Raw genomic sequence first — 26,652 nt, 5'->3', positions numbered from 1 at the left:
TTCTTTAAATGAAAAGTTATATTTATATAGTGAAATTATGCTTTTTCTTGAAAAGATTGCATAAATTCACTTAATGCCTTTACTGCTTCAAGAGGAACGGCATTGTAAATAGAAGCACGGCATCCACCGACAGAACGGTGACCATTTAGACCAACAAATCCTTTTTCTTTTGCTTGTGATAAAAATTGTTTTGTTAATTCTTCATTTGGAAGAGTAAAGGTTACATTCATAAGGGAACGGCTATCTTTTTGAGCATGCCCTTTGTAGAAACCACCGCTGTTGTCGATTGTATCGTAAAGAAGGTTTGCTTTTTCCTTATTAATGGCTTCGACCTCAGCAACACCACCTTTTTCTTTCACCCATTCTAAGACGAGAGAAAGCATATAGATTGCAAATGTTGGTGGTGTATTAAATAAAGAATCTGATTTAATATGTGTACGATAATCGAGCATTGTTGCTAAGTTGTCTGGAATACGTTCTACTAAGTCTTTTCTCATAATGACAACCGTTACGCCAGACGGTCCTAGATTTTTTTGTGCCCCTGCATAAATCATCCCAAAATCGCTTACGTTAAGCGGACGGCTTAAAATATCACTAGACATATCGGCAATTAATGTTGGTACATTTTTAGGAAACTCATGCCACTGTGTTCCAAAAATTGTGTTATTTGATGTCACATGTAAATAAGCGTCATTCTCATTATGTTTTAGTTCAGACAGGGTAGGAATGCGATCATAATTTGTTTCTTTTGTACTTGCTGAAACAGCAGTATCCCCAATTTTCTTTGCTTCTTTAAGTGCTTTATCAGACCATGATCCAGTTAAAACATAGTTTCCTACGCCTTCTCCTAAAAGGTTCATTGGAATCATTGTAAATTGAAGGCTTGCACCGCCTTGTAAAAAGAGCACTTCATAATTTTCAGGAATTGAAAGAAGCTCACGAAGTAAACTCTTTGCTTTTTGATGAACTTTATCATAAGCAGGACTGCGGTGACTAAGCTCCATTACTGACATTCCAGTGTTTTCGAAATTAACGAGTTCATTTTGCGCTTTTTGTAATACTTCAAGTGGTAAAGCAGATGGTCCAGCATTAAAAATATAACTACGTTCCATTGATTGAATGACACTCCTTTAGTAATGTAATGAAATAGACGGGATAAATAATAATTACATCCTATCATTTTTACGTAAACGTGGCTACCTTTGTTTTTACTTTTTAAAATAGAGCTAAAATTTTAATAATAGTGTGCTGCAGTCGAACTATTTTTAACAAAAATAATTAAGAACGCGGAAAGGAGAAGTAAGGATGTATCGAGAAAATAAACCAATTGAGTTAAGTCCGTATGATCATCCGGATATTTATCCAGGACCAAGACCAAGCTCTTCATTTATTTATTATGAGGGAAAAGCACATTATATTGAGGAAACACCAGGAGTTCCTGTTGAAAATTTAACGGTTCATGTTGCTAAAAGTGAACATCTTCTTGGATCTTTTGCGTTCTCTCCTTATAAAAAAATGACGATTAAAGCCTTTTTAGAAGAGAACGAATTTACACCGATGAAGGATCGAGTGCCGCTTCTCGCATACGGATCAAATGTATGTTTAGCACAATTAAAATATAAATTCGGGTTAAATCCTTCTCAAAACGATCTTGTTATTCATATTCGAAGTCAAATAAAAGATACGGATGTGGTATATGGTGCCTTTTTAGCTCCTTATGGCTCTCTTCCGGCCGTTATTGCTCCGGTCCAAGGGGCACAGTCAGAAGTATGGGTAACATTTGTTGATAAAAAACAGCTTGAGCTTATTACAAGAACAGAAGAAACCTATGAATTACGAGAACACCGAGGCGGGAAACTTCAATTAGCCACCGGAGAGTATTTTGAATCTGTCTATGCCTATTATTACCCGCATGCATTGTTAGATGAAGGGAAGTATGTTCGTTTCAAAGATATTGGGGGGACCTCTCCTTTAAAAGGAATGTGGCAGGCAGACATGATTGATAAAGTTAAACAACGTATTGATTATAAAGGAACAAGGGAGGAATTTATTCATTTATTAAGATGGAGTTATGTTGTAAAACAGCAAGTAGAACGACAGCTTAAAGAGTTTGAAGATCATTTTGATCATCCTGATTGGAAATACGCTAAGCAGATTTTAGCAGTCGGAGAGATGGGAAGAAAGTTTCACACCTAATACATAAAGATACCCTGCATCATTTAGCTTATTATTAAATGTGCAGGATTATAAATGATAAATGTCGTTCAATTTTTATATACGCCCTTTCTAAACAGATAAGTAAGGGTCCTTTATAGATTATCTGTTATAAATTGCGTTAATCATGTCAATAACGTGCATTTCTTCTTTTACCTGTTTTTGTTCTGGTTTTTCCTTTTTTTCCACTGCTGCAGCTTTCATTTTCTCCACTACCTTCCTGTTGAGTTTTTCATGATGTCGAATATATAGAAAAGAATCTATTTTCTGAAAATTATAAATAAGTAATGGTTGAAAGTCAATAGGAAGTTTTGGGTTAAATGTTAGTTGTTTACTTTATGAAGGGTAGCAGGAAGTTGGATGTGAAAAAGGACAACTTCAAAGAATGAAGTTGTCCAAAAGAAATGAAATATGGATAGAAATTATAATTTTCCTGTTAGAAACTGTGCTTCACCAAGTCCGAAACTCCAGTCAGCATCTCCATTTTCAGTAATAGAAATCATTAGGTCTTCGGGTGAGATACCGCACTCTGATTGAAGGTTTTCTGCCATTAACGAGTATAGTTTTTCTTTTTGTTCTCTCGTTCTTGGTTTACTAGTAATGCTGATGATTACGATATCTTTGCTCCTTTGAAAGCCAAGTCCCGTATCTTCAATAATAAGTTCATTCTCAGGGTGTTGATGAACAATTTGATAGCGGTCCCGCTCCGGTACGTCAAACGCTGTTAACATTGCATGGTGTGCAGTATCTAATAATTTTCTTAAACTTTCTTCATCACGACCTTGGATTAAATCAAAACGAAGTAATGGCATTATATGTTCCTCCTTAGGTGTTTTTATTAATGAAGCTTGTCTGATATGACAAGCTTAATATCATTTATAGCTGCATATTCTTGATATACATTACCTGGTGCTTGATCAGTAACAAGAGTGTCAATGTCATTAAGATTGCAATAGGTCATTAAAGCGTATTTATCAAATTTATTAGAATCAACCAATAAATACACTTCTGCACTTTTATTAACAACTGTTTGCTTTGTTTCACTTTCAAGAGGGGACGAATGGGTTACGCCATTTGATATAGAAATACCAGTAGAAGCCATGAAAGCTTTGTTAATATTATAAGCCTTTAACAGATCCATGTTTTTTAAACTAACAAATGATTTTGTTTTACGATCAAATTCACCACCCATTGAAATAACATTTAAATTTTCATGTGGAAAGGATTTGATAATAAAGTCTAAATTGTTAGTAATAATTGTTACCTGTTTTGCCTGTAAGTACTCAATCATTTCTAATGTTGTCGTCCCTGTATCGATATAAATAATATCTCCATTATTTACGAAATTAGCTGCTGCTTTCGCAATGGATTGCTTTTGCTGTTGATGGCGTGTTTGTCTTTCGTTAAATGACTCAAGAGATGTATGCTTTACAGCGACTCCCCCATATACTTTCTGAATTTTTCCTCGTTCGACTAACTGTTGAACGTCCCGCCGAATTGTGTTTTTTGATACATTAAACACATTAACAAGGTCATCTAAAGATACGGTTTGATGTTCGAAAACATAATCTTGTATTTGCTCAATCCGTTTTGTTTTCAATCTGCTCCCCCTTGTTAATAATAGCTTTGTCTTTACATCTATATTGATATATTCATAAAGCTGCAGCAGTACTTTGTAATACTAATATAAATGATTGGGTACATTTTTTCAATAGTTAATCAAAACTTAACCAAATTTTATTTTTAAGTTGTTTAATTAATAAAAGGCTTAACCAAACTTTTGGCCTAATATAAAAAAGGAAAGTAATGAGGTTAGAGAGGGATAAAAAGAAATATACTATAATTATACGCTTGTATTTTCATGGTTTTTAAAGCCATATTTTAATTAAACAAAAAAATACTGAAATTTCTGTTGACTGAAAACGCTTTTAGTATTATGATTGGATTAGGGTTATCGATTACCCAAAAAATATTTTGAATTTTGATCTTCTGTATAGTTATTCGAAAATCTGTGGATTGAATAGGGTGATAGATTAAATTTCTGTTCAGTGAAAGCGTTTCAAAGAAAATGTTGGATTTTAAAAACAAAATATAATCAAAAAATAACTAATAAGTAATCAAGAATAATTAAAAAACAAAAAAAGTCAAGATGTTTTAAAGGAGGATTCAACTTGAATACACAAAAATCATTTTTAATGAAAGTTATTTTAATTTCAACTTTTGGAGGGCTTCTTTTTGGTTATGACACTGGGGTTATTAATGGTGCCTTACCTTATATGTCTGAAGAACTTGGTCTCAATCCCTTTACTGAAGGTCTAGTTGCAAGTATCCTACTTTTTGGAGCTGCGATAGGTGCAGTATTTGGCGGTCGACTATCAGATTATAACGGCCGACGCAAAAATATTCTTTATCTCGCCGTATTATTCTTTATCGCTACACTAGGATGTACTTTAGCTCCAAACGTTACGATTATGACAATCTCTCGTTTCCTGCTTGGACTTGCTGTAGGGGGAGCATCCGTAACGGTACCGACTTATTTAGCGGAAATGTCACCTGCTGAGAGCCGCGGAAGAATGGTAACCCAAAATGAATTAATGATTGTAAGTGGTCAGTTATTAGCTTTTGTTTTTAACGCGATTCTTGGAAACATGATGGGGGATCATCCTCATGTTTGGCGTTACATGTTGGTGATTGCAGCACTTCCAGCACTCTTCCTATTCTTTGGAATGCTGAAAATGCCTGAAAGCCCACGCTGGCTCGTTTCGAAAAAGAAAAACGATGATGCGCTCGGCGTTCTTCGCAAAATTCGTGAAGAGGACCGCGCTAAATCAGAATTAAATGAAATTAAAACAGCTTTCAGTGAAGAGAAAGAAACGAAAAAAGCGACATTTAAAGATATGCTTGCTGTTCCTTGGATTCGCCGTATCGCTTTTATCGGAATTGGGATCGCGGTGGTACAGCAAATTACAGGTGTTAACTCAATTATGTATTATGGTACTGAAATTCTGAAAGATGCAGGTTTTAAAACAGAGGCTGCACTTATCGGTAACATTGCAAATGGTGTGATTTCGGTTTTAGCAACTTTCGTAGGTATCTGGCTTCTTGGTAAAGTAGGCCGCCGTCCAATGTTGATCACTGGCTTGGCAGGAACAACGGCATCGCTTCTCCTTATCGGAATCTTTTCTCTTACACTTGAAGGAACAACAGCACTTCCATATATCGTGCTTGCTTTAACAGTTACGTTTCTTGCTTTCCAACAAGGTGCTATTTCACCAGTAACATGGTTAATGCTTTCTGAAATCTTCCCGCTTCGTTTACGTGGTGTTGGAATGGGTACTACTGTTCTTTGTCTCTGGGTTGTAAACGGTCTTATTGGTTTGATGTTCCCGGTATTACTCGCTACAGTTGGTTTGTCTACGACATTCTTTGTCTTCGTAGTTCTAGGTCTTGGAGCAATTACATTCGTGAAAAAATATTTACCAGAAACGAAAGGGCTTACACTTGAGCAGTTAGAACATTATTTCCGTACTTCTGGCAGTCAAGGCAATCAAGAAGCTGTAAATAAAATGGCTAAATGAAATAAACCTTAATAACCCGCCCCTTTCATATGAAATGTTAGGAAAGACAAACTTAAATATATATGTAAGGGGATTCAGAAGGGTTTATTAGGTTAAAAAATATTAAATTATTAAACCTTTGTAAAAAATAAAAATATTGGAGGATTTAACTATGAAACTTTGTTTTAATCAAGCAACAACACTAGAAAACTCGAATCTAGCAAAAGACCTGGAGTATTGTGAAAAACACGGCTATGATTATATTGAAATTCGTACAATGGACAAGCTGCCTGAGTATTTAAAAGAGAAGTCTATTGATGAACTAGCTGAATTCTTTAATGCAAATCATATTAAACCGCTTGCGTTTAACGCGCTTGTGTTTTTCAATAACCGTGATGAAGAAGGATACAAAGAAATTATTAATGAATTTAAAGATATGATGGAAAAAGCTCAGAAATTAGGCGTGAAATATGTGGTTGCTGTACCGCTTGTAACAGAACAAAAGATTTTAAAGAAAGATATTAAAAACAGCTGCGTTGAAGTACTAACAGAGCTTTCAGATATTGCAGAACCGTATGGAGTAAAAATTGCTGTGGAATTTGTTGGTCATCCACAATGCACGGTTAATACATTTGGTCAAGCATATGATATTGTTGAAACCGTTAATCGTGAAAATGTTGGATTAGTATTTGACTGCTTCCATTTCCATGCAATGGGATCTAATATAGAAGATTTGAAGAAAGCAGACGGCTCAAAACTATTTATTTTACACATTGATGATACAGAAGATTTTACAATTGGTTTACTGACAGATGAAGATCGCGTATGGCCTGGACACGGGGCAATTGATTTAGATGGTATTTTCTCAACATTGAAGGAAATCGGCTTACCAGAAGTGGTTTCTGTTGAATTATTCCGCCCTGAATACTATCAATTGGATGCTGAAGAAGTAATCAAAACAGCAAAAGAAACAACACTGAACGTTGTTTCAAAGTATTATAACCTCCAGTCTGTATAAGTTAAAAGAAGATATCTTATAAAAAGAACGGGGGATGTTGATGCCTGTAACAGCGAGTTTGGTGTCTATGAAAGAGATTTTAATACAAGCAAAGGAAAATCATTATGCTGTCGGTCAATACAATATTAATAACTTAGAATCCATTCAAGCGTTTTTACAAGCTGCTGAAGAAGAGCGAGCGCAGCTTATACTTGGAGCTTCTGATCGACTTGTTGACCACTTAGGAGGCTTTAAAACGATTGCTTCTATGGTTTACAGTCTTGTAGAGGAGATGGAAATCACCGTGCCGGTTGTCCTGCATTTAGATCACGGCATGAGTATTGAGCGATGCAAAAAGGCGATTGATGCTGGATTTACATCGGTAATGATTGACGGTTCTCATTATCCGATCGATGAAAATATTGCGATGACAAAACAAGTCGTTGACTATGCACGTGCAAGAGGTGTATCAGTAGAAGCGGAAGTGGGCACTGTCGGCGGAATGGAAGATGGACTAATTGGGGGTATCAGCTATGCTGACCCTGAAGAGTGTTTGCGAATTGTAAAAGAAGCGAATATTGATGCATTAGCGGCTGCCTTAGGTTCTGTTCACGGTCCATATGAAGGAGAACCGAAATTAGGTTTTGAAGAAATGCAAATCATTTCTGAATCTACAGGAGTGCCGCTCGTTCTTCACGGCGGTTCCGGCATCCCTGATTATCAAATACAAAAAGCAATTCAGCTTGGACACGCAAAAATTAATGTAAATACAGAATGCATTCAAGCTTGGACAAAAGCAATCCGCGACACTTTAACTGCCGATAAAAAAGTATATGAGCCCCGGGCGATTATTACACCGGCTAAAGAAGCAGTTATTGCCGTTGTTAAAAGCAAAATGAAAGAGTTTAAGACAAGCGGCAAAGCATAATAGAAAAGAGGAGGCGTCCAACAATAATGTTTGGACTCCTTCTTTTCAATTACATAATAGAAAGGGAGAGAGATCGAACATGACGAAAAAAACACAGCTTGGAAAAACAGATTTATATGTTAATCCAATCGGCTTTGGAGCAAATGCGGTTGGTGGTCATAACCTTTATAACAACTTAGATGAAGAAGTGGGAAAAGATTTAGTGCACACAGCGCTCGATAACGGAATCAATTTTTTAGATACTGCTTTTATATACGGACCTAAACGTTCAGAAGAACTGATCGGGGAAGTGTTAAAAGAAAGAGGAAATCGTTTCGAGGCAGTGATTGCAACAAAAGGTGCTCATAAGTTTGTTGGAAATGACGAAGTGTTTGACAACTCGCCTGCTTTTTTAAAAGAAGCAGTTGAAAGCAGTTTAAAACGCCTGCAAACAGATTATATTGATTTATTTTATATTCATTTTCCGGATAATGATACGCCAAAAGATGAAGCGGTTGGTGCATTAAAAGAGTTAAAGGATGAAGGGAAAATTAAAGCAATCGGTGTGTCAAACTTTTCGATTGAGCAGTTGAAAGAAGCAAATAAAGATGGCTATGTTGATGTATTTCAAGGTGAATATAATTTACTGCAGCGAGATGCTGAGAAAGAACTGCTGCCGTATACAAAAGAGCATAACATTTCCTTTATTCCATTCTTTCCGCTGGCATCAGGATTACTAGCAGGTAAATATAATAAGAATATGGTGTTTAACGATTTGCGCGCTGATTTACCTTACTTCCAAGAAGGCGTTTTTGAAAAAAACTTAGAAAAAGTAGAAGAGCTTCGCAAAATTGCCGATACAAAGCATGTGGAAATCGCTCACCTCGCTCTTGCTTGGTACTTAACACGTGATTCGATTGAAGCAATCATACCAGGCGCAAAGAAAACAGAACAGGTGCTCGATAATTTAAAAACATTGGATGTTCAGTTAACAGAAGAAGAAATAAAAGAAATTGATCGTATTTTTCGTTAATCATTTATAAACAAAAGGACGTGACGTGTTCACGTTCTTTTTTTATACTTGTATCTTGAAAGGATCGGTAAAAATGATAGGCGAAAGGAGGATTACAAAGTTGAGTGATTCCAAAATTACTGTTATAGGCAGCATTAATATGGATCTTGTTACAAGTACCAATGTGATACCAAATCAAGGTGAAACAGTGCTCGGAACCAACTTTTTAACAATGCCAGGTGGAAAAGGAGCTAATCAAGCGGTGGCATCTGCTAAGCTTGGTGGAAATGTTACAATGATTGGAAGTGTAGGAAGCGATGTGTTTGGTGAAGAATTAAAAGCAAACTTAAAAGAGCAAGGAGTTTCTGTTGAACATATAGGACAATCAGCAGATGCTCCAACTGGTATTGCTTCTATTATTTTATCAAATGGTGATAACCGAATTATCGTTGTTCCTGGTGCTAATCAGGGTGTAACTTCAGCAATGATTGAAGAAAAAGAAGAAATGATTGCAAGTAGTGATGTGCTGCTTCTTCAGTTAGAAATACCGTTAGAAACGGTTGAAAAAGCTGCAGAAATCGCCAAAAAGCATCATGTAAAAGTTATTTTAAATCCAGCACCTATTCAGCCGCTTTCTGAGGAATTATTAGAGAAGGTTGACTTTATTACTCCGAATGAGCATGAATTAGCACTATTATTAAAACGTATTCAATCTAAAGAAACAAAAAAGGATCTTTATGAAAAACTAATTGTGACAAAAGGGGCAGAAGGTGTAACTTATTATCAAAATGGTAGAGAGCATCATATTTCAAGCTATAAAGTAGAGGCTGTAGATACGACTGGTGCAGGTGATTCCTTTAATGGTGCTTTTGCTGTTGGAATAAGTCGGGGAATGACAAAAAGGGAGGCATGTCAACTTGGAAATGCTGTTGGTGCGTTATCTGTCACAAAATTAGGCGCGCAAACTGGGATGCCGACACAGCAAGAAGTTGAAAAGTTTTTAGAAAAGATGAAGTAATGATGCATTAAAGAATAAAGGTAGATGTTTAAAGAAAAGACTCACTCATTAGGAGTTATCCCCCTAATGAGTGAGTCTCGATTTTTTATGTACTTCTTTATTGAAGACCTTCAGAAATCGTGCTTGAAATTTCTTGTAATTGTTCAGGTGTATATTCATCTGTATGAGTTTTCCATACTGCTCCGAAACCGTCACCTTTTCCGTAACGAGGTAAAATGTGGACATGGTAGTGAAAAACAGATTGACCTGCAGCTTCTTCATTATTATTTAATAAATTAATGCCGATTGGATCAAACTGCTCTTTAATCGCTCGTGCAATAATCGGAACAACAGAGTAAACTTTTGCAGCTGTTTCCGATGTAAGTTCATAAATATCTTTTTGATGATCTTTTGGAATAACAAGCGTATGTCCTTTAGTAACTTGGCTGATGTCTAAAAATGCTAACACATTTTCATCTTCATAAACTTTTGAAGCTGGAATTTCGCCGTTTATAATTTTACAAAAAATACAGTTTGAATCATGTGCCATATTTTTCATCCTTTCTCTGTTTTTTCTACATTTCCATTATACTTTATCATGTAATCATTTTGAAATTTTTCCATAAGAAAAGGGCCCTATCGTATTGATAAGACCCTATCTGAAGAAAGGACAATAATGCACAGCATTATGTTGTCAAGCTTCTGGGGTAAAACGGTACTTGTATTTCGGAGACACCTCTTTCATTAAGAAAGTTAATTGTCAGTTGAGAAACCATTAAAGTAGCCCAATCGAACTCATCTCCTTAATAAACCGTAAATCCATCCAAAAACAATGTTGTAATCCTTTCTTCCTTATATAGAATGACCTAATTAGCTGAATTATATACAAAAAAATTTATTTAAAAACGAATTTTATAAGAATAAATAAAAAGGAAGAAGGACCTTATCTGGTGCAAGATAAGGTCCTTCTCTGAAGAAGAGAGATAATATGTGTACTTTTTTATTCAAAAAGCTTCTGGGGTATTACCGTAAATTGTCTTTCGGAGACACCTCTTTCAAACAAAGTTTGATGTTAGTTCTAGTTAGTTGTCCACCTTATGTTGTTCAATCTAACTCATCTCCTGACATTACTTTTTTAACCACCAACACTTATTTAATTGCTCTCCTCTTCGCTAATTATTATTGCCGCTTGGAAAGAATATATACATCAAAAAAAAATTTTTTTAAACATTGAGTAAAAGAATAGCGATTCGTCCGTCTTTTTTGTATGATCGAGATAATGAAAAACTTTTTTGGAGGATTTTTTATGAAAATAAAAGCATTATTTACTGCTGCTTATTTCGGTGGTCTTGTAATTGTTAGTGGATGTGGTGGAAATAATGACAGTGGGTCTCAAGAAGCCCAGGAACATCACCAAGAGGTAGTAAATGGAGATATACGTGAATTAACGGCATCAGTAAGTGAATTACCAGCATTTTTAGATGAAAAACACGAAAACATTCAAAATATTTATGCTCTTGTTCCAAAATATCAGCATGTGTTAGAAAGCATGCCTTGTTACTGCGGATGTGGTGATTCTGTTGGTCATAAAAATAATTATGATTGTTTTATCCAAGAAAATAATGAAGATGGATCAATTGTTTGGGATGATCATGGAACAAAGTGCGGCGTGTGTCTTGAAATTGCAGCAGCTTCCATGAAAATGAGCGCTGATGGCAAATCTCTTCTTGAAACTCGTCAAACCATTGATGAGCAGTATAAAACGGGATATGCCAATCCAACACCGACGCCAATGCCTGAGGCGTAGTGGTAATTTTCCTGGATAAAAAAGGTTTGTTACAATAACCTTAACACAATAAAGAAAGGAACGAGCAATGAAGACACTTTTAGATATAAAACATGTAACAGGTGGATATACATATCAAAAACCTGTTCTTCATGAAGTTTCATTTCATGTAAACGAAAATGAAATCGTTGGCTTAATCGGTTTAAACGGTGCTGGAAAAAGTACGACAATTAAACATATACTTGGCTTAATGGAACCAATAAATGGACAAATTACAATTCATGGCGAAACATTTCGTGATTCACCTGAAACGTATCGCAAACAGTTTTCATTTATACCGGAAACCCCGCTGTTATATGAAGAATTAACACTTTGGGAACACTTAAAAGTAACAGCAATGGCCTATGATATTGAGGAAAAAGAATTTGAAAAGAGAGCTGCCGTCCTTTTAAAAGAATTTCGGATGGAGAAAATGAAAAATTGGTTTCCAAGTCAATTTTCAAAAGGAATGCGTCAAAAAGTAATGATAATGTGCGCCTTTTTAGTGGAACCCCTGTTGTATATTGTCGATGAACCGTTTGTAGGGCTTGATCCAATCGGTATCCAATCTTTTTTAAATTGGATGACAGAGATGAAAAACAAGGGGGCAGGTGTCTTAATGTCTACCCACATTTTATCTACAGCAGAGCGTTATTGTGATCGCTTCGTTATTTTACATAATGGACAAGTCGCTGCGCATGGAACGTTAAAAGAATTGCAGGAACAGTTGAATGTGCCTGGCGCAAATCTTGATGATATTTATGTACATGTTACACAAGGAGATTTTTAATAATGGAGTCGTTACAATTATGGCATAGCAGAAGACGTGCTTGCTGGAATGAAAACCTTCGTTACATGCGGTTAATTGGAAACAGCGGATTTATGATGTCATTATTATTTGCAATCATTTTTGGAAGCTATTATTACAGCTTGCTTGTAAAAATGATCCCTGATTTCTTTCCAGTGCTTCCTTTATTAGCAGTTATCATGACATTTATAGTTGTTAAAAGTCCAATTCGAACGTTTTTAAAAGAAGCGGATCTTGTCTTTTTACTGCCAATGGAAGTGAAAATGAAATGGTATTTTGCTTACTCATTAGTGTATACATTCACGTTACAAAGCTTTACAGTGTTGATTGTTTTTCTTGTTCTCGGACCGCTTTATGGGATTCGGATGGATGAAAGTTCTTATTCTTACTTAGTGCTTGCCGTTTTCTTTCTTTTATTAAAAGCATGGAACCTTGTACTGCACTGGTATGAACTGCGTCTTGCGATGAAAAGGACACGAATGTTGTACAGCAGTTTGCGTATTTCTGCCGCTTTTGTGTTTATCTATTTATTGCTAACGGGGGCATCATTGCTTTATTTATTAATTGTAGCTGCTATAATGGCTGGTTGGTTCATTTACAGTTACAAAACAATTCTTTTAAAATATTCACTGAAATGGGAAACGCTCATTTCAATGGATCAAGCACTTGTGATGCGCTTTTACCGCATTGCAAATTCATTTACAGATGTCCCGAAATTAAAGCAGAAAATCAAACCGCGTAAATGGTTAAATATGTTTGTAAATCGAATATCATTAAAGAAGCAGTCCACATACTTTTATTTATATTCAAAAGCTTTTATTCGCTCTGGCGATTATTTTGGCATTTACAGCCGATTAGTGATTATTGGGGTTTTTGTACTGAGTATTCTTCCTACAGGATATGGAAGATTGATTGGGGCTTTTATCCTTCTTTATATGACGGCTCTGCAGCTGTATACGTTATGGAATCATTTTTCCGGACAAGAAATGTTTATGCTTTATCCAATTGAACAGACGGTTAAAACACAGTCATTTCAAAAGCTCTTGCTTCTTTTATTAATCATTCAAACCATTACTTATTTCTTAGCAGCACTTGTTAGTGGGTCTGGGATTTTTCATGCAATGATGATTTTGCTAATTCTTTTTGCAACAAGTTATATTTTTACTTACTATACGCTAGCAAAAAAAATAGCGTCAAGTTCATTCTAACTTCTAGTTTTATTTAAACTAGAAGTTTTTTTATTGAAACTTTTTACATAATAAATCGTATAAATTAAAAAAGGGAAATAGGGAGAAAAAGCATGAATAGTTATGAACAAATGGTAGGCGCAGAACTTAAAGAGTGGCAAAAGAAGATTACAAAGCGTTCTTCCTTAGTAGAGAGATACGCAAAATCTGTGCAAAAAAAAGTAAACAAGGTGATTCCAGATAAAGTCCATGATGTTGTAACAACAAGTGTTAAAACCATCGTCAAAGGAGCATTGCTTGGTTCAGAATATACAACGAAGAGACATGTGCTTCATCATAAAAATTTGGAAGAAAGAGAGCAGCTTGTCAAAGGGAAATTATTATCTTACAGAAGAACGGCTATCGTGGAGGGTGCTGGAACGGGAGCAGGCGGCTTGCTGCTCGGTGTGGCTGACTTTCCGCTTTTGTTAAGTATTAAAATGAAATTTCTTTTTGATGCTGCAAGTATATATGGATTTGATGTAAAAGACTACCGAGAACGTTTGTATATTATCTATTTATTTCAGCTTGCGTTTTCAAGTGATGACAAGCGAAAAGAAGCGTATGAAAAAATTGTTCACTGGGATGAAACAGTGAACAATTATCCTGTAGAAAGCACTTATTTAGAACAATTAGATTGGAAAACATTTCAACAAGAATATCGGGATTATATGGATTTAGCAAAGCTTCTTCAGCTTATCCCAGGAATTGGAGCGGTTTTTGGGGCGTACTCGAATTATAAGCTTCTTGATGAACTTGGGGAAGTTGCGATGAATGGTTATCGAATGAGATGGTTTAGCAAATAAAAAAGACCACCGTGATCACGGTGGTCTTTTTAAAGTTAAATAATTTTCGCGAATTTATAAGCGCTGATCGCTTAATAAGCGATCAAGTTCTTCCATATGATGAGTCTCATCTGCAATTAAATCATCAAGTTTTACGACAAGTTCTGTATAGCCAAGCTCTTCTGCTTGCTCTTTGCGCTGTTCATAACGTTTAATTGTTTCATATTCTGCTTTTCGTGCTTCTTCAAGCATTTCACGAACTTCTGTTACCTGCTTAACTTCTGCAGGGGTTGTTGTTGGCTGTCCGCCTAATGTTTTAATTTTTTCTGCTAAGTATAAGGCATGTCCCTGCTCATCAGCAACTTCACTTTCGAAAAATGGTTTTAAGACGGAACGGTAAATTCCTGATACAACGGCTGCATTATGTGTGTACATGATTTGTGCAGCGTATTCGTTCGCTAAGTCTTCATTCAATCCATCGATTAATTCTTTTAATTTCGGTTCCACTTTTGTATCATCCTTTCACGGTCATTTTTAGCTTCACATATAGAAGGTACCCTGTATTCCTGTCATGTAAACTTTTTATTTTAATGTTTAGTAAGGCAGAAGCAGGGAAAAGAACAAGTGTCGATTTTTTCATTACTTATTCAAAAGGGAGTGTTTTTGTGAGTAAAATTGCAGTTGTTTTAACAGATATGTTTGAAGATGTAGAGTATACAGATCCTGCCCATAGTTTTGAAGAAAATGGCCATACATTAACTGTAATTAGTGATGAAAAAGGAAAAGAATTAACGGGCAAGCAGGGAGATGCAAAAGTAACAGCAGATAAGGGAATTGAAGAGGTCTCAGAAGAATCGTTTGATGCGTTATTTATTCCAGGCGGATTTTCTCCTGACATTTTACGCGGTGATGCGCGGTTTGTAGAGTTTGTAAAACGATTTATGTATAAAGATAAGCCTGTCTTTGCGATTTGTCATGGTCCACAGCTGTTAATTACTGCAGAAGCATTGCGAGGGAGAAAAATTACAGGATACAAATCAATTCAAACGGATTTAAAATATGCAGGCGGTAATGTGTTTGATGAAGAAGTTGTTGTATGCGGAAATCTTGTTTCAAGCCGTGAGCCAGATGATATCCCGGCATTTATTGCAAAAAGTTTGGACATTTTAAGTAAATCAATAAATTAAGCGAAAAATAAGAATGCTATTTTACGGAAAGGTCGCTTTTTAAAGCGATCTTTCTTGTGTCTCTATGGCAAAGGATTTAAGATAGAAGTTAAATTGAATAAACAGTGGAAAGGTTAATTGAAATGAAAGAAAAATCATATTTAGTCATAAAGAGCTTAAAATGGATATACGACCATGCTGCTTTAGTACCTGTTATCTTAATGTTATTTGGAATTAGCACGGCGGTTGGTTCTCTTTATTTATTTGCAGAAATTGCAGAAGGCGTGTTAGGAAAACAATCTTTTCAATTCGATAGCATCGTTAATGATTGGCTTGATCATTTTAGAAGTCCGTTTATGGATCAATTGATGTTTTATATAACGGAATTAGGATCTGTTCTCTCTGTAGCTGTTTTATTAATTGGAATGATTGCTTGGCTGCTGATCAAAAAGCATGATAAGTGGAGTGTTGCTTTCTTTCTATTAACGGTTTCTGTAGGGGGGGCATTAAATGCGCTTTTAAAGCATGTGTTCGAGCGCAGCCGTCCGGAAATTAATGAAGGGGTAGGAGGAATAGGATTCAGCTTTCCGAGCGGCCATGCGATGGGAGCGATGATTTTTTACGGTTTCCTCGGTTATTTAGTCATCCGCAGTCAAAGAAGAAAAAGAACAAAGCTAATTATTATGAGCGTCTTTATCATTTTAATTTTATTAATTGGAATAAGCAGAATTTATTTTCATGTTCATTATCCAACAGACGTTATTGCAGGATATGCGGCCGGAGCGTCTTGGTTATATGTTTGTATTTTTTCACTAGAGTTTATTTTATGGATGAAGAGAAGAAGGAGGAAAAGACAACTTAGCTAATTGTTAAGTTGCCTTTTTATCTCCAACAATGACGTTTAAATGCTTTGACAGCAGTTCGATAGAAGATGGAGTGAAAAATTGTCTTTCACCATCACAATCAATTTGCTGTTCAGGAAAGGCTTGGACTTTGAGAGTATTTGTTTGAAAATAAATAAGATCATCATGCAAATTCGGTGTATTGGTAAACTTGGAACGAACCAAAGAGAAAAAGCTTTCTAAAGAACGTTCTTTAATAATTAACACATCAAACTTACCGTCTTGAATGTTGTTATGAGAAAAGAAAGTCCTCATTCCACCTATAAAAGGGCCGTTACTAACAAGCATCATGACGGCTTGATCATTAAATGTAAACGAATCAGATTTGACAGTGAGCTGAAAAGGGGTAATATCTTTAAGATTTTGCAAAGTGCTTAAATAGTAGGCAAGGCGTCCAAAGTTTTCTTTTACTGCGGAAGAAATTTGTTCAGAAATACTTGTAATCATGCCAATTCCCCAAAAGTTTGAAAAATAATTTGTATTGCTTTTTCCGATATCAATCGCTTCTGTTTTCCCTTTGACAATGTGTTCGGCAGCTTTTAATGGATTTTGAGGCAGGCCGAGCGCCCGGGAAAAATCGTTGCACGTTCCGCCTGGCAAAACGGCAAAGGTAGGGCGTTTTTTTAATGAGGATAGGGCATTGATTAACTCGTAAATGGTACCATCTCCGCCGGCACCGATAATGAGATCATGATCCGCAGCTAATTCTTTTACTAGAGCAGCGCCATCGCCTTTTGTTTTTGTTTCGTAGATTTTAAGGTGGTAAGCGCTTTTGAGTATTGCTTTAATTTCTTCAAGCATTTTTACAAGTTGTTTTTTACCTGCAGCGGGGTTAAGAATAATAGCGGCCTTTTTCAACTTTCTTTCTCCTTTCTGTAGAAAATGCTGTCTCTTCTTTTCCTTCAGATCATTTGTTTTTGTATGTTTACCCATTTTCTTTTTTCTTACACATCTTTGGCTTGAAGCGCTGCTTAGTCCAATTTTGCTGTTCATTTCATCAAAAAAGGGAAGCATTTGGCTTCCCTTTTAGATTTTATTTTATATGTTTTGTTTATGATAAACATCCTGTACCTGCTGTTCAAGCTCTGGTGTAACTCCTTGACTTGGATCATACTCCGGTCCCTGCTTGATTTGTTCTTTCGTAAGGTCAATGTATACTTTATTAGTACCCCAGCTGACATCTGTAATCCAATCAGGTGAAATAAGTACTTTTTTACCAAACCACCAATTTTTTGTGTCAATCACAAGATAACGGATTTTCCATGTATCTTCCTCAATAAGAAAATCTTCAACATGTCCAAATTCCTCATTGGAAGCTTGAATGGAATAACCGGTCACTTCTTTTGCGCTTCTTAGATGGGAGTTCTGTTCCATTTCTTTTTCTTCAAGCTGAGATTGTTCCATATGTTCATCTTGACGCATGATGTCAGCCGGATATGCTCCGGCTCCCCATAATCCTGCTCCGCCCCAGTAAGGAGCCCATCCGTAATAAAGCATTAAATCGCGCTCCTGTTGTCTGGAGATCGGCTTACTTGCATCAATATCAGGGCTGTTTTTCACTTGTTCTTTCGTAAGTGCCACACTAAAGTTATCGTGTCTTTCATAAATGTGCTCAAAAGCTGCAGGAGAAATTAACACACTTTTTCCCGGCAGCCATTTTCTTGTATTGGCAACAAGATATCGCATTGTCCATGTTTCATCATCAAAGTAGATGTCTTCCACTTTGCCAAGCTCATCATCTTTTGCAGCAATAGTAAACCCTTGAATATGTTCCGCACTGTGTAAGATAAGAATCACTCTCCTTTTATAAAGAGAAGTACCCGCTCTTACAGTGTCTAAACATTATTCTTCGTCTTCTTTATAGATAAAATAGTAGCGGATGTATGGATCACCTGAAAAAATACTAATTGGCATGCCTGTTGCTTTTTCCCGATGTTTATAGATGTCTTTATAGCCGTCTGATTGCTGCCATCGTCTAAAATAACTATCTGATTCCCAAAGAGTTACAACAGCATAGGTATTTGTGTCTAATGGACGTAAAAAGCGCAACCCATAACAACCTGGCTCTTGTTTTAGAAATTCTCCTCGATTTTTAAAGCGAAGTTCAAAGACATCACGCTGCTCTTCTTCAACAGGAATATTATCAATCACTACAAAACGAGCTCCTTCATAGTTTCCTGCTGCTTCAATAATCTCATATTTTCGGCCGCTGTGAAAAATATTTTTTTTATCTGTTTCTAATAAGAGTGCAGCACTATCAGAGCCTTGTAAAAGGTAAATTTCTTTCTTAGCTTTATGTTTATTATAAATCGTTTGTAAGAAATTTTGTGTGCCAAACGTCATATAAACATTCACACTGATTCCCCCTTTGAATGCATCAAAAAAATCATAACGAAAATTGAAACATTAAAATACTTTTCCCTTTTATGAAGAATGCTAATCGTAAAGAAAATATTTTCATTTCCGTTAAGATAAGGTAATCTCTAATTTAGCTACTTTTATTTGTTTTTGAAAGTAAGGAGTGAGGAAGATGATTAAAAAGGCATCGATTACAGCAGCCCTTTTTGTCGGTATCATTTTTTTAGGGTTAATTGGTTACTTACTAATTATTTTTGCAGGTAATTATGTGATTGATGAAAAAAAGCTTGTGATGAATGAAACAACAACAATTGTCGATGAAGAAGAGCATGTAATTACTAAATTATACGTTCAAAATAGAGAGTTAGTTGATATTAAAGATATTCCGGATCATGTGAAAAATACCTTTCTAGCAGTAGAAGATATTCGCTTTTATGAGCATAGTGGTATTGATATGAAAGCCATTTTTCGAGCACTTTATCGCGATTTATTGGCAGGCAGCAAAGTAGAAGGCGGCAGCACAATCACCCAGCAGCTTGCTAAAAATATCTTTTTATCAAACGAGAAAAGCTTTTTACGGAAAACAAAAGAAGTCATTATCGCCCTTAATTTAGAACATGAATATACAAAAAGTAAAATTTTAGAAATGTACCTAAACCAAATTTACTTTGGTCATGGAGCTTATGGTATTCAATCGGCTTCTCATTTATATTTTAATAAAAAAGTTAGTGAACTTACAGTGGAAGAAGGAGCTCTGCTTGCGGCACTTCCAAAAGCACCAGCATCCTATTCACCGATTGATTATCCTGAAAAAAGTAAAGAGCGCCGCGATTTAGTGCTATCTTTACTCGCAAAACACAATTTTATTAGCGCACAGGAAGCGGTTCGTCTACAAGGAAAAACACTTTCATTGAATGTCCAAAAATTAACAAAGGATGAAAGTTACTTAACATATATAGATATGATATTAGAAGAAGCGGAGAAAAAATACCATTTAACAAGTGCAGAAGTGTTAAGAGGCGGTTATAAAATTGTTGTGCCGATGAATAAAACGGTCCAGCAGACAGTATTTAAGCTGTTTCAAAAGGGTGAATATTTTCCTGGAAGCAATTCAGAAGAACGTCCTGAAGGAGGACTTGTGTTAATGGATTCAACAACAGGAGGGATTATTGCCGTGCAGGGAGGGCGTGAATATGCTCCACAAGGATTTAACCATATTTATGCGAAACGTCAGCCAGGATCGACCTTTAAGCCGCTTGCTGTTTATGGACCTGCCTTAGAATCCGAAAACTATGATCCCTATACGTTATTAAAAGATGAAAGGATAAATTATGGGGGCTATGAACCGCAAAACTATAATAACAGCTATCAAGGCGAAGTAACGATGTATGATGCTTTAAAAGATTCGTTAAATGCACCAGCTGTTTGGTTGTTAAATGAAATGGGGATAGACAAAGCTAAGAAAACATTAACTAAACTTGATTTCGCAATTTTTGACAATGATTTAAAGATTGCTTTAGGGGGCATTGATGAAGGTGTTTCGCCTTATCAACTCATGAAAGCATATCGAGCATTTAATGAAAATGGAAAACTAATTGAGCCATATGTTATCTCAAAGATTTATAATCAAAATGGCAAATTAATTGGACAAGCAGTACCTGAAGAAAAGCAAGTATTTTCTAAACAGACGGCTTGGTATATGACAAAAATGCTTGAGGCAGTTGTGAAAGAAGGAACCGCTCAAAAGGGAGAGATCCACACAGCATTAGCTGGAAAGACGGGGACTACCTCTTATGAAAAGATACAGAATGGCAATCGTGATGCCTGGTTTGTCGGTTATACACCTGAAGTTGTTGGAGCTGTATGGATTGGTTATGACAGAACAGATAACAATCATTACTTAACAGGAGGCAGCAGTTATCCCACAGCATTAATGAAAGATTTGTTAAATGAAATGCCCTCGCAAAACGGCTTGGTGTTTAAAAAGCCTAAAGGTGCAGCCGAGTTAGAGCCGCCCATTCGATTTGTTGAAATAAACGATTTAGAAGGAGGAGTGACTTTTGCTAACGGCTGGCCTAGTGTGAGACTTACTTGGACGCCAGCAGAGGATGATCGGCTGCAGTATCATATTTATGAAACCGATGGTGAAAAACGCACCCTTCTCGATACGGTCACCGGTGCTGGTGAGTATATCTCAAAGAATCTTTCTCTTTTCACGGAAAAACAATATCTTATTGTACCGTATAACCCACAAATTGATCGAGAGGGGAAAGAATCAAATGCTGCAAATGTTGATCTGTTTCCCGGTGTTTTTCAGAAATCTAACAGTTGAAAAACCAATCAGGGTAACCGTTTATCCTGATTGGTTATTAAATAAAAATAGAGTGAAGAAGGGGGTGGCTCATTAGGGTCTGACTCTATGCTTTTGAGACAGCCCCTTGTTACGAGAACAATAAATTTAACAGAAAAAGTAGGGAGAGAAAGCACATAAACCAAAGTTATAAAATTAAGTAAAATACTATTATATTAACGATTGCAGCCTTTTGATATGTGCGCTTTCTTTGCTCTATTTTTAGAATATAACAGTATATTAAAAAAAATTTTGTTTTTCTATTAACATTTTTACTTACATATGGTATAGTTTCATTAAAGGGTTATCGATTACCCAAAAAACTAACAAATTAAAAATGTAAATGAGTTAAATTAAATTTTTAATTAATGAAAGGGAGGTACATATTATTATGACCTTAAAATTAGGAGTTATTGGAACAGGCGCTATTGGGCAAGAGCATATTCGTAGAATTACTAATACATTATCAGGAGCTAAAATTGTCGCTGTAACGGACGTTAATGCAGAAAATGCAAACGCTGTCATCGAAAATGAAAAACTTGATGCAAAGTTTTATGAAGATGGTCATGCACTAATTAATGCTGCTGAAGTTGATGCAGTGATTGTCACATCTTGGGGTCCGACTCATGAAGAATTTGTGTTGGCATCTATTGCAGCAGGAAAGCCGGTCTTCTGTGAGAAACCTCTTGCTACAACTGCTGAAGGTTGTAAAAGAATTGTTGAGGCTGAGGTTGCATTTGGTAAACCTTTAGTTCAGGTTGGTTATATGCGTCGTTACGATCAAGGATACCGTGCATTAAAAAATGTTATTGATAACGGTAAAGTTGGAGAGCCGTTAATGGTGCATTGTGCTCATAGAAATCCAACAGTTCCAAGTTCTTATACTGGTGACATGGCGATCGTTGATACGTTTATTCATGAAATCGATGTTTTACGCTGGCTGCTAAATGATGATTATGTTTCAGTTCAAGTAGTGGCACCTCGAAAAACAAGTAACGCCTTAGAACACCTTCAGGATCCACTTATTGTGTTACTAGAAACTGAAAAAGGTGTTCGAATTGATGGGGAAATATTCGTTAACTGCCAATATGGTTACGATATTCAATGTCAGGTTGTAGGGGAAACAGGTACAGCAAACTTACCTGAACCTTCCAGCGTCATTTTACGCAGTGAAGCTAAGCTTTCAACTGAAATTTTAGTAGATTGGAAACAGCGTTTTATTGAGTCTTATGATGTTGAGCTTCAAGATTGGATTAACTCTACACTTAAAGGTGAAGTAAATGGACCGACAGCTTGGGATGGCTATGCTGCAGCAGTAACTGCTGATGCTTGTCTTGAAGCAAAGCAAACAGGTAAGATCGTACCAATTTCCATGCCGGAACGTCCTGATTTTTATAATAAGTCAGGTGCTTTAGTTAACTCTTAATTTTGCAATCAAACTATTAAACTTTCCAAATTTTATATAAGAATATGAGCTGAACATGCAGCAGCTAACGGTTAAATCCAAACAGCCAAAAAAGGAGATGTTTACATTGCGTTTAGCATATGATCCGTCACATTATCGTGATAATACAAATTTAAAAGATACAATCGATACAGTTGCTAGATTAGGGTACGAATATGTCGAGTTATCACCGCGTAAAGATTTTATTTGGTTTTATGAATATCCAAAAGTGGATAAGCAGCTCATCAAAGATTTAAAACGATATTGTTCAGATGCCGGTGTGAAAATCTCTTCTGTTCTTCCTGTGCAGCAGTGGTCGTCACCGGTTGAAGAAGAACGTCAAGCGGCAGTGCGCAATTGGAAGCGCTGCATTGAAATTACTTCTGAATTAGGCGTCGATTTAATGAACAGTGAATTTGCCGGCGACAAAAGCCGTCCGGTTGAAAGTGAAGCGGCATTTGTGAAATCAATGGAAGAACTTATGCCGATTTTTGAAAAAGAGGGAATTAAACTTAATTTACAGTCTCACCCGAATGATTTTATTGAGTTGAATACAGAAGCGATTCAAATGATTCGTGCACTTGATAAAGATTGGATTAAGTTGGTCTATTCTGTTCCACATGCTTTCTTCTATGATGATGGGATCGGCGATGTAGAAAAACACTTGGAAGAAGCGGGAGATTTGCTTGCACATGTGCTCATTGCCGATACGCTGAATCATAAAGCAGCATTTGGACTGCGATATATTGTCAATCCGCCTAATGCAAATGTCACGATTCACCAGCATTTAAACCCTGGTGAAGGGGAAATCAACTTTGAAGCCCTTTATCGGAAATTAAGAGAAATGAAATTTGACGGCATTGTCACCAATGCAGTATTCGCTTATCCTGATAGACCAGAATGGTCCAACGAAGTAACGCTGAAATCGATTAAAGAAGGATTAAACCTTAAAGAGGGATTGAATATTTAATACGTGGATAAAGAGTAACAAAAGAGTTGATGGGGAAAGAGTTAGCGCGATAAAATAAATAGTAGTGTACTTATTAATGAGGTTGACTCTAAACATAGAGTCAACCTCATTGCTTTTATAAATAAAAAATCTGGAAAACTATAAAGAGAAAAAGGGTGAGAATATGAATTTAAAAGATAAAGTGGCGATTGTAACAGGAGGAAGCAGTGGCATTGGTGGGGCAATTGCGAGCCGATACGCAAAAGAAGGAGCAAACATCGTTATTGCAGCAAGGTCACTTGATTCGCTGAAAGCAAAGAAAGAAGAACTTAAAGAGCTTGGAGCAGAAGTTGAAGCTGTACAAGCAGATGTTTCAAAAGAAGAACATGTGAAGCGAATTAAAGAAAAGACGTTAGAGCGCTTTGGGAAAATTGATATCCTTGTAAATGCGGCAGGTATGACGATGGTTGCTCCTTCTGAACAACTAACATTAGAAAATTGGAATAAATGTATGGATGTTAATTCAACAGGTACATTTCTCATGTGCCGTGAAGTTGGCCAGGAAATGATAGACACAAAACGAGGTGGGAAAATTATTAATATTACCTCTATTGTGGCGCATGCTGGTATTGCAAAGCGAGCAGCTTATGCAGCAAGTAAAGGAGCTGTTAGACAGTTAACAGAAACACTGGCGTTAGAATGGGGACCTTATAATATTAATGTGAATGCGATTAGTCCTGGGTACGTTTCTACGCCTATTTTTCAAGATTTAGTGCGAAAAGGGATTCATAATCCAGACCTGCTCGAAGCGAGAATTCCTCTAGGAAGATTGGCTCAAGTAGAGGATATCGCAGGTCCCGCCTTATTCTTAGCTTCTTCGGAGTCTGATTACGTAACTGGAGTTATTTTAAAAGTTGACGGCGGTTGGCTTGTGAATGGTCATTTAAATATTCATTAAAAGGAACAAAAGTGTGATGAATGTCATTTTTAAATTGGTTTTGATACAATAGTTTAGAAATGGAAAGAATGTCAATAGCTAATTTAGAGTGCTGTATTTCCGTCAAATTTATGACAGTTCCCCATAATAACTATACATTCAAAAAATACATCGTTATAGTAAGTAGTGGAATAAAGCAGAAGAGAGAAGTCAGCCTAATAGAGGGGTGTAAGAATGAAACATTTTAATGACCAATTTTTAAAAGCCTGCCGCGGCGAGGAAACAACTCATGTGCCGGTTTGGTATATGCGTCAAGCAGGACGTTACCAACCTGAATATCGTAAAATTAAAGAAACACATACATTATTTGAAATTACCCATGATCCAGAGCTTTGTGCGTATGTAACGAAGCTTCCGGTTGATCAGCACGGTGTTGATGCTGCGATTTTATATAAAGATATTATGACGCCGCTTCCAGCACTAGGTGTCGATGTTGAAATTAAATCAGGCGTTGGTCCTATCATTGATAATCCGATTCGTTCAAAACAAGATGTTTTAAAGCTTGGTGAAATTCATCCGGAAAAAGATGTTCCTTATGTATTAGATACAATTAAACTGCTTCGTGAACAGCTGTCTGTTCCGCTTATTAGTTTTAGTGGAGCACCGTTTACACTTGCAAGTTATATGATTGAGGGCGGTCCATCACGAAATTATCATAAAACAAAAGCATTCATGTATGCAGAGCCAAAAGCGTGGTTCCAACTGATGGACAAGCTCGGAGACATGACAATTTCTTATGTGAAAGCCCAAATTAAAGCAGGGGCACAGGCGATTCAAATTTTTGATTCATGGGTTGGCGCATTAAATGTAGCAGATTATCGTACATTTATTAAGCCCGTTATGGAGAGGATTTTTACTGAGTTAAAAGAAGAAGGGGTTCCGCTTATTATGTTTGGTGTTGGGGCAAGTCATCTTGCAAACGAATGGGCAGAGCTTCCGATTGATGTGGTTGGTTTAGATTGGCGTTTATCAATTAATGAAGCGCGTGAACGCGGCATCACTAAAACATTACAAGGAAATCTTGATCCATCATTCCTTCTTGCGCCATGGTCTGTTATTGAAGAGCGTACAAAAGAAATTTTAGATCAAGGCATGAAAGAACCAGGCTTTATTTTTAACTTAGGCCATGGTATTTTTCCTGAAGTAAAGGTAGAAACATTACAGCGGTTAACCGCGTTTGTTCACGAATATACAGCAAAGTAAAGGAGCGGATGGAATATGAAAACCATTGGATTATTAGTAATGGCATATGGAACACCAAAAAGTCCAGAGGAAATTGAACCGTATTATACGCATATTCGCCGCGGCAAAAAGCCACCTCAAGAATTGCTGGAAGATTTAACATCACGTTATGAAGCAATTGGCGGTGTGTCACCACTTGCGAAAATTACCGATGAACAAGTAGCGGAGCTCGAAAAGACCTTAAATAGTATGCATGATAATGTTCAATTTAAAGCTTATTTAGGCTTAAAGCATATTAATCCATTTGTAGAAGATGCGGTTCATCAAATGAAGCAGGATGGAATTGAAGAAGCAATCAGCATTGTCTTAGCGCCCCATTATTCAACATTTAGTGTAAAGTCTTATAATGGACGCGCAAAAGAGGAAGCGGAAAAAATCGGTGGTCCAACGATTTATTCTGTAGACAGCTGGTATAAAGAACCAAAGTTTATCGATTATTGGGTAAATAAAGTGCAGGAAACAATAAACAGCATGTCTCAATCAGAACGAGAGAAAGCGGTTGTGATTTTCTCAGCACATAGTTTACCGGAACGCATTTTACAAATGGGGGATCCATACCCAAAACAGCTTGAAGAAACAGCCAAGTTAATTGCTGAAAAAGTAGGGATTAAAAACTATGAAATTGGTTGGCAGAGTGCTGGAAATACGCCAGATCCTTGGATTGGACCAGATGTGCAGGATTTAACGCGTGATTTATATGAACAAGAAGGCTATCAAAGCTTTGTTTATTGTCCGGTTGGTTTTGTTGCTGAACATCTTGAAGTTCTGTATGACAATGATTATGAGTGTAAAGTGGTAACAGATGAGCTTCGGGCAAATTATTATCGTCCAGAGATGCCAAATGCGAAAAGTGAATTTATTGAAGCGTTAGCGGAGGTTGTTACAAAGAAATTAATAGAGAAAGTGCGTGTTTAAC

Annotated in this window: 26 protein-coding genes; 18 read left to right on the top strand and 8 right to left on the bottom strand. The window is 36.5% G+C overall.

All coding sequences use genetic code 11. The features are described 5' to 3' along the window. Positions 1–35: 35 nt before the first annotated feature. Positions 36–1,112 carry a 3-phosphoserine/phosphohydroxythreonine transaminase gene (gene serC, locus DS031_RS11880; protein WP_113806300.1) on the bottom strand — a complete coding sequence of 359 codons (1,077 nt, stop codon included), beginning with the start codon at positions 1,110–1,112 and terminating at the stop codon, positions 36–38. A gap of 193 nt (positions 1,113–1,305) precedes the next feature. Between serC and DS031_RS11875 the strand changes: the two genes are divergently transcribed. Next, on the top strand, positions 1,306–2,196 hold the full coding sequence (locus DS031_RS11875) for a hypothetical protein (RefSeq protein WP_113806299.1): 891 nt from the start codon (positions 1,306–1,308) through the stop codon (positions 2,194–2,196). Positions 2,197–2,636: 440 nt separating this feature from the next. Here DS031_RS11875 and DS031_RS11870 read toward each other — a convergent pair whose 3' ends face one another. Then, complete coding sequence (locus DS031_RS11870) at positions 2,637–3,026, bottom strand: tautomerase family protein (RefSeq protein WP_113806298.1); 390 nt, start codon at positions 3,024–3,026, stop codon at positions 2,637–2,639. Between the two features lie 26 nt (positions 3,027–3,052). After that, positions 3,053–3,814: a DeoR/GlpR family DNA-binding transcription regulator gene (locus DS031_RS11865; protein ID WP_113806297.1), complete on the bottom strand. Its 762-nt coding sequence runs from the start codon at positions 3,812–3,814 to the stop codon at positions 3,053–3,055. Positions 3,815–4,385: 571 nt separating this feature from the next. Here DS031_RS11865 and DS031_RS11860 point away from each other — a divergent pair. From DS031_RS11860 to rbsK, 5 genes are all read left to right on the top strand, one after another. Beyond that, positions 4,386–5,792: a sugar porter family MFS transporter gene (locus DS031_RS11860; RefSeq protein WP_113806296.1), complete on the top strand. Its 1,407-nt coding sequence runs from the start codon at positions 4,386–4,388 to the stop codon at positions 5,790–5,792. 151 nt (positions 5,793–5,943) lie between these two features. Further along, on the top strand, positions 5,944–6,789 hold the full coding sequence (gene iolI, locus DS031_RS11855; RefSeq protein WP_113806295.1) for a 2-keto-myo-inositol isomerase: 846 nt from the start codon (positions 5,944–5,946) through the stop codon (positions 6,787–6,789). 40 nt (positions 6,790–6,829) lie between these two features. Then, on the top strand, positions 6,830–7,696 hold the full coding sequence (fba, locus tag DS031_RS11850; protein WP_113806294.1) for a class II fructose-1,6-bisphosphate aldolase: 867 nt from the start codon (positions 6,830–6,832) through the stop codon (positions 7,694–7,696). Positions 7,697–7,775: 79 nt separating this feature from the next. Then, the gene (locus DS031_RS11845; RefSeq protein ID WP_113806293.1) at positions 7,776–8,708 is read left to right on the top strand and encodes an aldo/keto reductase; all 933 of its coding nucleotides are present in this window, start codon (positions 7,776–7,778) and stop codon (positions 8,706–8,708) included. A gap of 100 nt (positions 8,709–8,808) precedes the next feature. After that, on the top strand, positions 8,809–9,705 hold the full coding sequence (rbsK, locus tag DS031_RS11840; RefSeq protein WP_113806292.1) for a ribokinase: 897 nt from the start codon (positions 8,809–8,811) through the stop codon (positions 9,703–9,705). Between the two features lie 97 nt (positions 9,706–9,802). On the opposite strand, the gene DS031_RS11835 is transcribed toward rbsK, so the two are convergent. Then, positions 9,803–10,234 carry an HIT family protein gene (locus tag DS031_RS11835; RefSeq protein WP_113806291.1) on the bottom strand — a complete coding sequence of 144 codons (432 nt, stop codon included), beginning with the start codon at positions 10,232–10,234 and terminating at the stop codon, positions 9,803–9,805. Between the two features lie 756 nt (positions 10,235–10,990). Here DS031_RS11835 and DS031_RS11830 point away from each other — a divergent pair. The 4 genes from DS031_RS11830 to DS031_RS11815 all read left to right on the top strand — a co-directional run bounded on the left by DS031_RS11830 (position 10,991) and on the right by DS031_RS11815 (position 14,349). Continuing rightward, positions 10,991–11,491 (top strand): PCYCGC motif-containing (lipo)protein, encoded by a 501-nt coding sequence (locus DS031_RS11830; protein ID WP_113806290.1) that lies wholly within the window; start codon positions 10,991–10,993, stop codon positions 11,489–11,491. A gap of 67 nt (positions 11,492–11,558) precedes the next feature. After that, positions 11,559–12,299, top strand: a complete 741-nt coding sequence (locus DS031_RS11825; RefSeq protein ID WP_113806289.1) for an ABC transporter ATP-binding protein — start codon at positions 11,559–11,561, stop codon at positions 12,297–12,299. Positions 12,300–12,301: 2 nt separating this feature from the next. Continuing rightward, positions 12,302–13,525, top strand: a complete 1,224-nt coding sequence (locus tag DS031_RS11820; protein ID WP_113806288.1) for an ABC transporter permease — start codon at positions 12,302–12,304, stop codon at positions 13,523–13,525. A gap of 92 nt (positions 13,526–13,617) precedes the next feature. After that, positions 13,618–14,349, top strand: a complete 732-nt coding sequence (locus tag DS031_RS11815) for an EcsC family protein (RefSeq protein ID WP_113806287.1) — start codon at positions 13,618–13,620, stop codon at positions 14,347–14,349. Between the two features lie 54 nt (positions 14,350–14,403). On the opposite strand, the gene DS031_RS11810 is transcribed toward DS031_RS11815, so the two are convergent. Continuing rightward, on the bottom strand, positions 14,404–14,835 hold the full coding sequence (locus DS031_RS11810) for a ferritin-like domain-containing protein (protein WP_113806286.1): 432 nt from the start codon (positions 14,833–14,835) through the stop codon (positions 14,404–14,406). A 158-nt stretch (positions 14,836–14,993) separates the two neighbouring features. On the opposite strand from DS031_RS11810, the gene DS031_RS11805 reads away from it, so the two are divergent. After that, positions 14,994–15,515 (top strand): type 1 glutamine amidotransferase domain-containing protein, encoded by a 522-nt coding sequence (locus tag DS031_RS11805; RefSeq protein ID WP_281269119.1) that lies wholly within the window; start codon positions 14,994–14,996, stop codon positions 15,513–15,515. A 122-nt stretch (positions 15,516–15,637) separates the two neighbouring features. After that, positions 15,638–16,360: a phosphatase PAP2 family protein gene (locus DS031_RS11800; protein ID WP_113806284.1), complete on the top strand. Its 723-nt coding sequence runs from the start codon at positions 15,638–15,640 to the stop codon at positions 16,358–16,360. A gap of 3 nt (positions 16,361–16,363) precedes the next feature. Here the strand turns inward: DS031_RS11800 and DS031_RS11795 are convergent, their stop codons facing one another. The 3 genes from DS031_RS11795 to DS031_RS11785 form a co-directional block, all read right to left on the bottom strand. Continuing rightward, complete coding sequence (locus DS031_RS11795) at positions 16,364–17,254, bottom strand: diacylglycerol/lipid kinase family protein (protein WP_113806365.1); 891 nt, start codon at positions 17,252–17,254, stop codon at positions 16,364–16,366. A gap of 180 nt (positions 17,255–17,434) precedes the next feature. Beyond that, complete coding sequence (locus DS031_RS11790; RefSeq protein ID WP_220182085.1) at positions 17,435–18,193, bottom strand: PRC-barrel domain containing protein; 759 nt, start codon at positions 18,191–18,193, stop codon at positions 17,435–17,437. 45 nt (positions 18,194–18,238) lie between these two features. Next, complete coding sequence (locus DS031_RS11785) at positions 18,239–18,751, bottom strand: antibiotic biosynthesis monooxygenase family protein (protein WP_113806283.1); 513 nt, start codon at positions 18,749–18,751, stop codon at positions 18,239–18,241. 175 nt (positions 18,752–18,926) lie between these two features. Here DS031_RS11785 and DS031_RS11780 point away from each other — a divergent pair, with 175 nt between their 5' ends. The 6 genes from DS031_RS11780 (at position 18,927) to hemH (ending at position 26,651) form a co-directional block, all read left to right on the top strand. Further along, on the top strand, positions 18,927–21,086 hold the full coding sequence (locus DS031_RS11780) for a transglycosylase domain-containing protein (protein WP_113806282.1): 2,160 nt from the start codon (positions 18,927–18,929) through the stop codon (positions 21,084–21,086). Positions 21,087–21,495: 409 nt separating this feature from the next. After that, positions 21,496–22,530: a bifunctional inositol 2-dehydrogenase/D-chiro-inositol 1-dehydrogenase gene (gene iolG / locus DS031_RS11775; protein ID WP_113806281.1), complete on the top strand. Its 1,035-nt coding sequence runs from the start codon at positions 21,496–21,498 to the stop codon at positions 22,528–22,530. A gap of 106 nt (positions 22,531–22,636) precedes the next feature. Next, complete coding sequence (locus DS031_RS11770) at positions 22,637–23,518, top strand: sugar phosphate isomerase/epimerase family protein (RefSeq protein WP_113806280.1); 882 nt, start codon at positions 22,637–22,639, stop codon at positions 23,516–23,518. Positions 23,519–23,681: 163 nt separating this feature from the next. Continuing rightward, a complete protein-coding gene (locus DS031_RS11765; protein WP_113806279.1) occupies positions 23,682–24,455 on the top strand; it encodes an SDR family NAD(P)-dependent oxidoreductase in 774 nt (257 codons plus the stop codon). A 213-nt stretch (positions 24,456–24,668) separates the two neighbouring features. Continuing rightward, positions 24,669–25,697, top strand: a complete 1,029-nt coding sequence (gene hemE / locus DS031_RS11760) for a uroporphyrinogen decarboxylase (RefSeq protein WP_113806278.1) — start codon at positions 24,669–24,671, stop codon at positions 25,695–25,697. Between the two features lie 15 nt (positions 25,698–25,712). Beyond that, positions 25,713–26,651: a ferrochelatase gene (hemH, locus tag DS031_RS11755; RefSeq protein WP_113806277.1), complete on the top strand. Its 939-nt coding sequence runs from the start codon at positions 25,713–25,715 to the stop codon at positions 26,649–26,651. Position 26,652: the final 1 nt, after the last annotated feature.

The sequence above is a fragment of the Bacillus taeanensis genome, assembly GCF_003318295.1.
Taxonomy (GTDB): domain Bacteria; phylum Bacillota; class Bacilli; order Bacillales; family UBA6769; genus Maribacillus; species Maribacillus taeanensis.
Note: the sequence above shows the minus strand (reverse complement) of the source record. Positions and strands in the feature narration are given on the sequence as shown.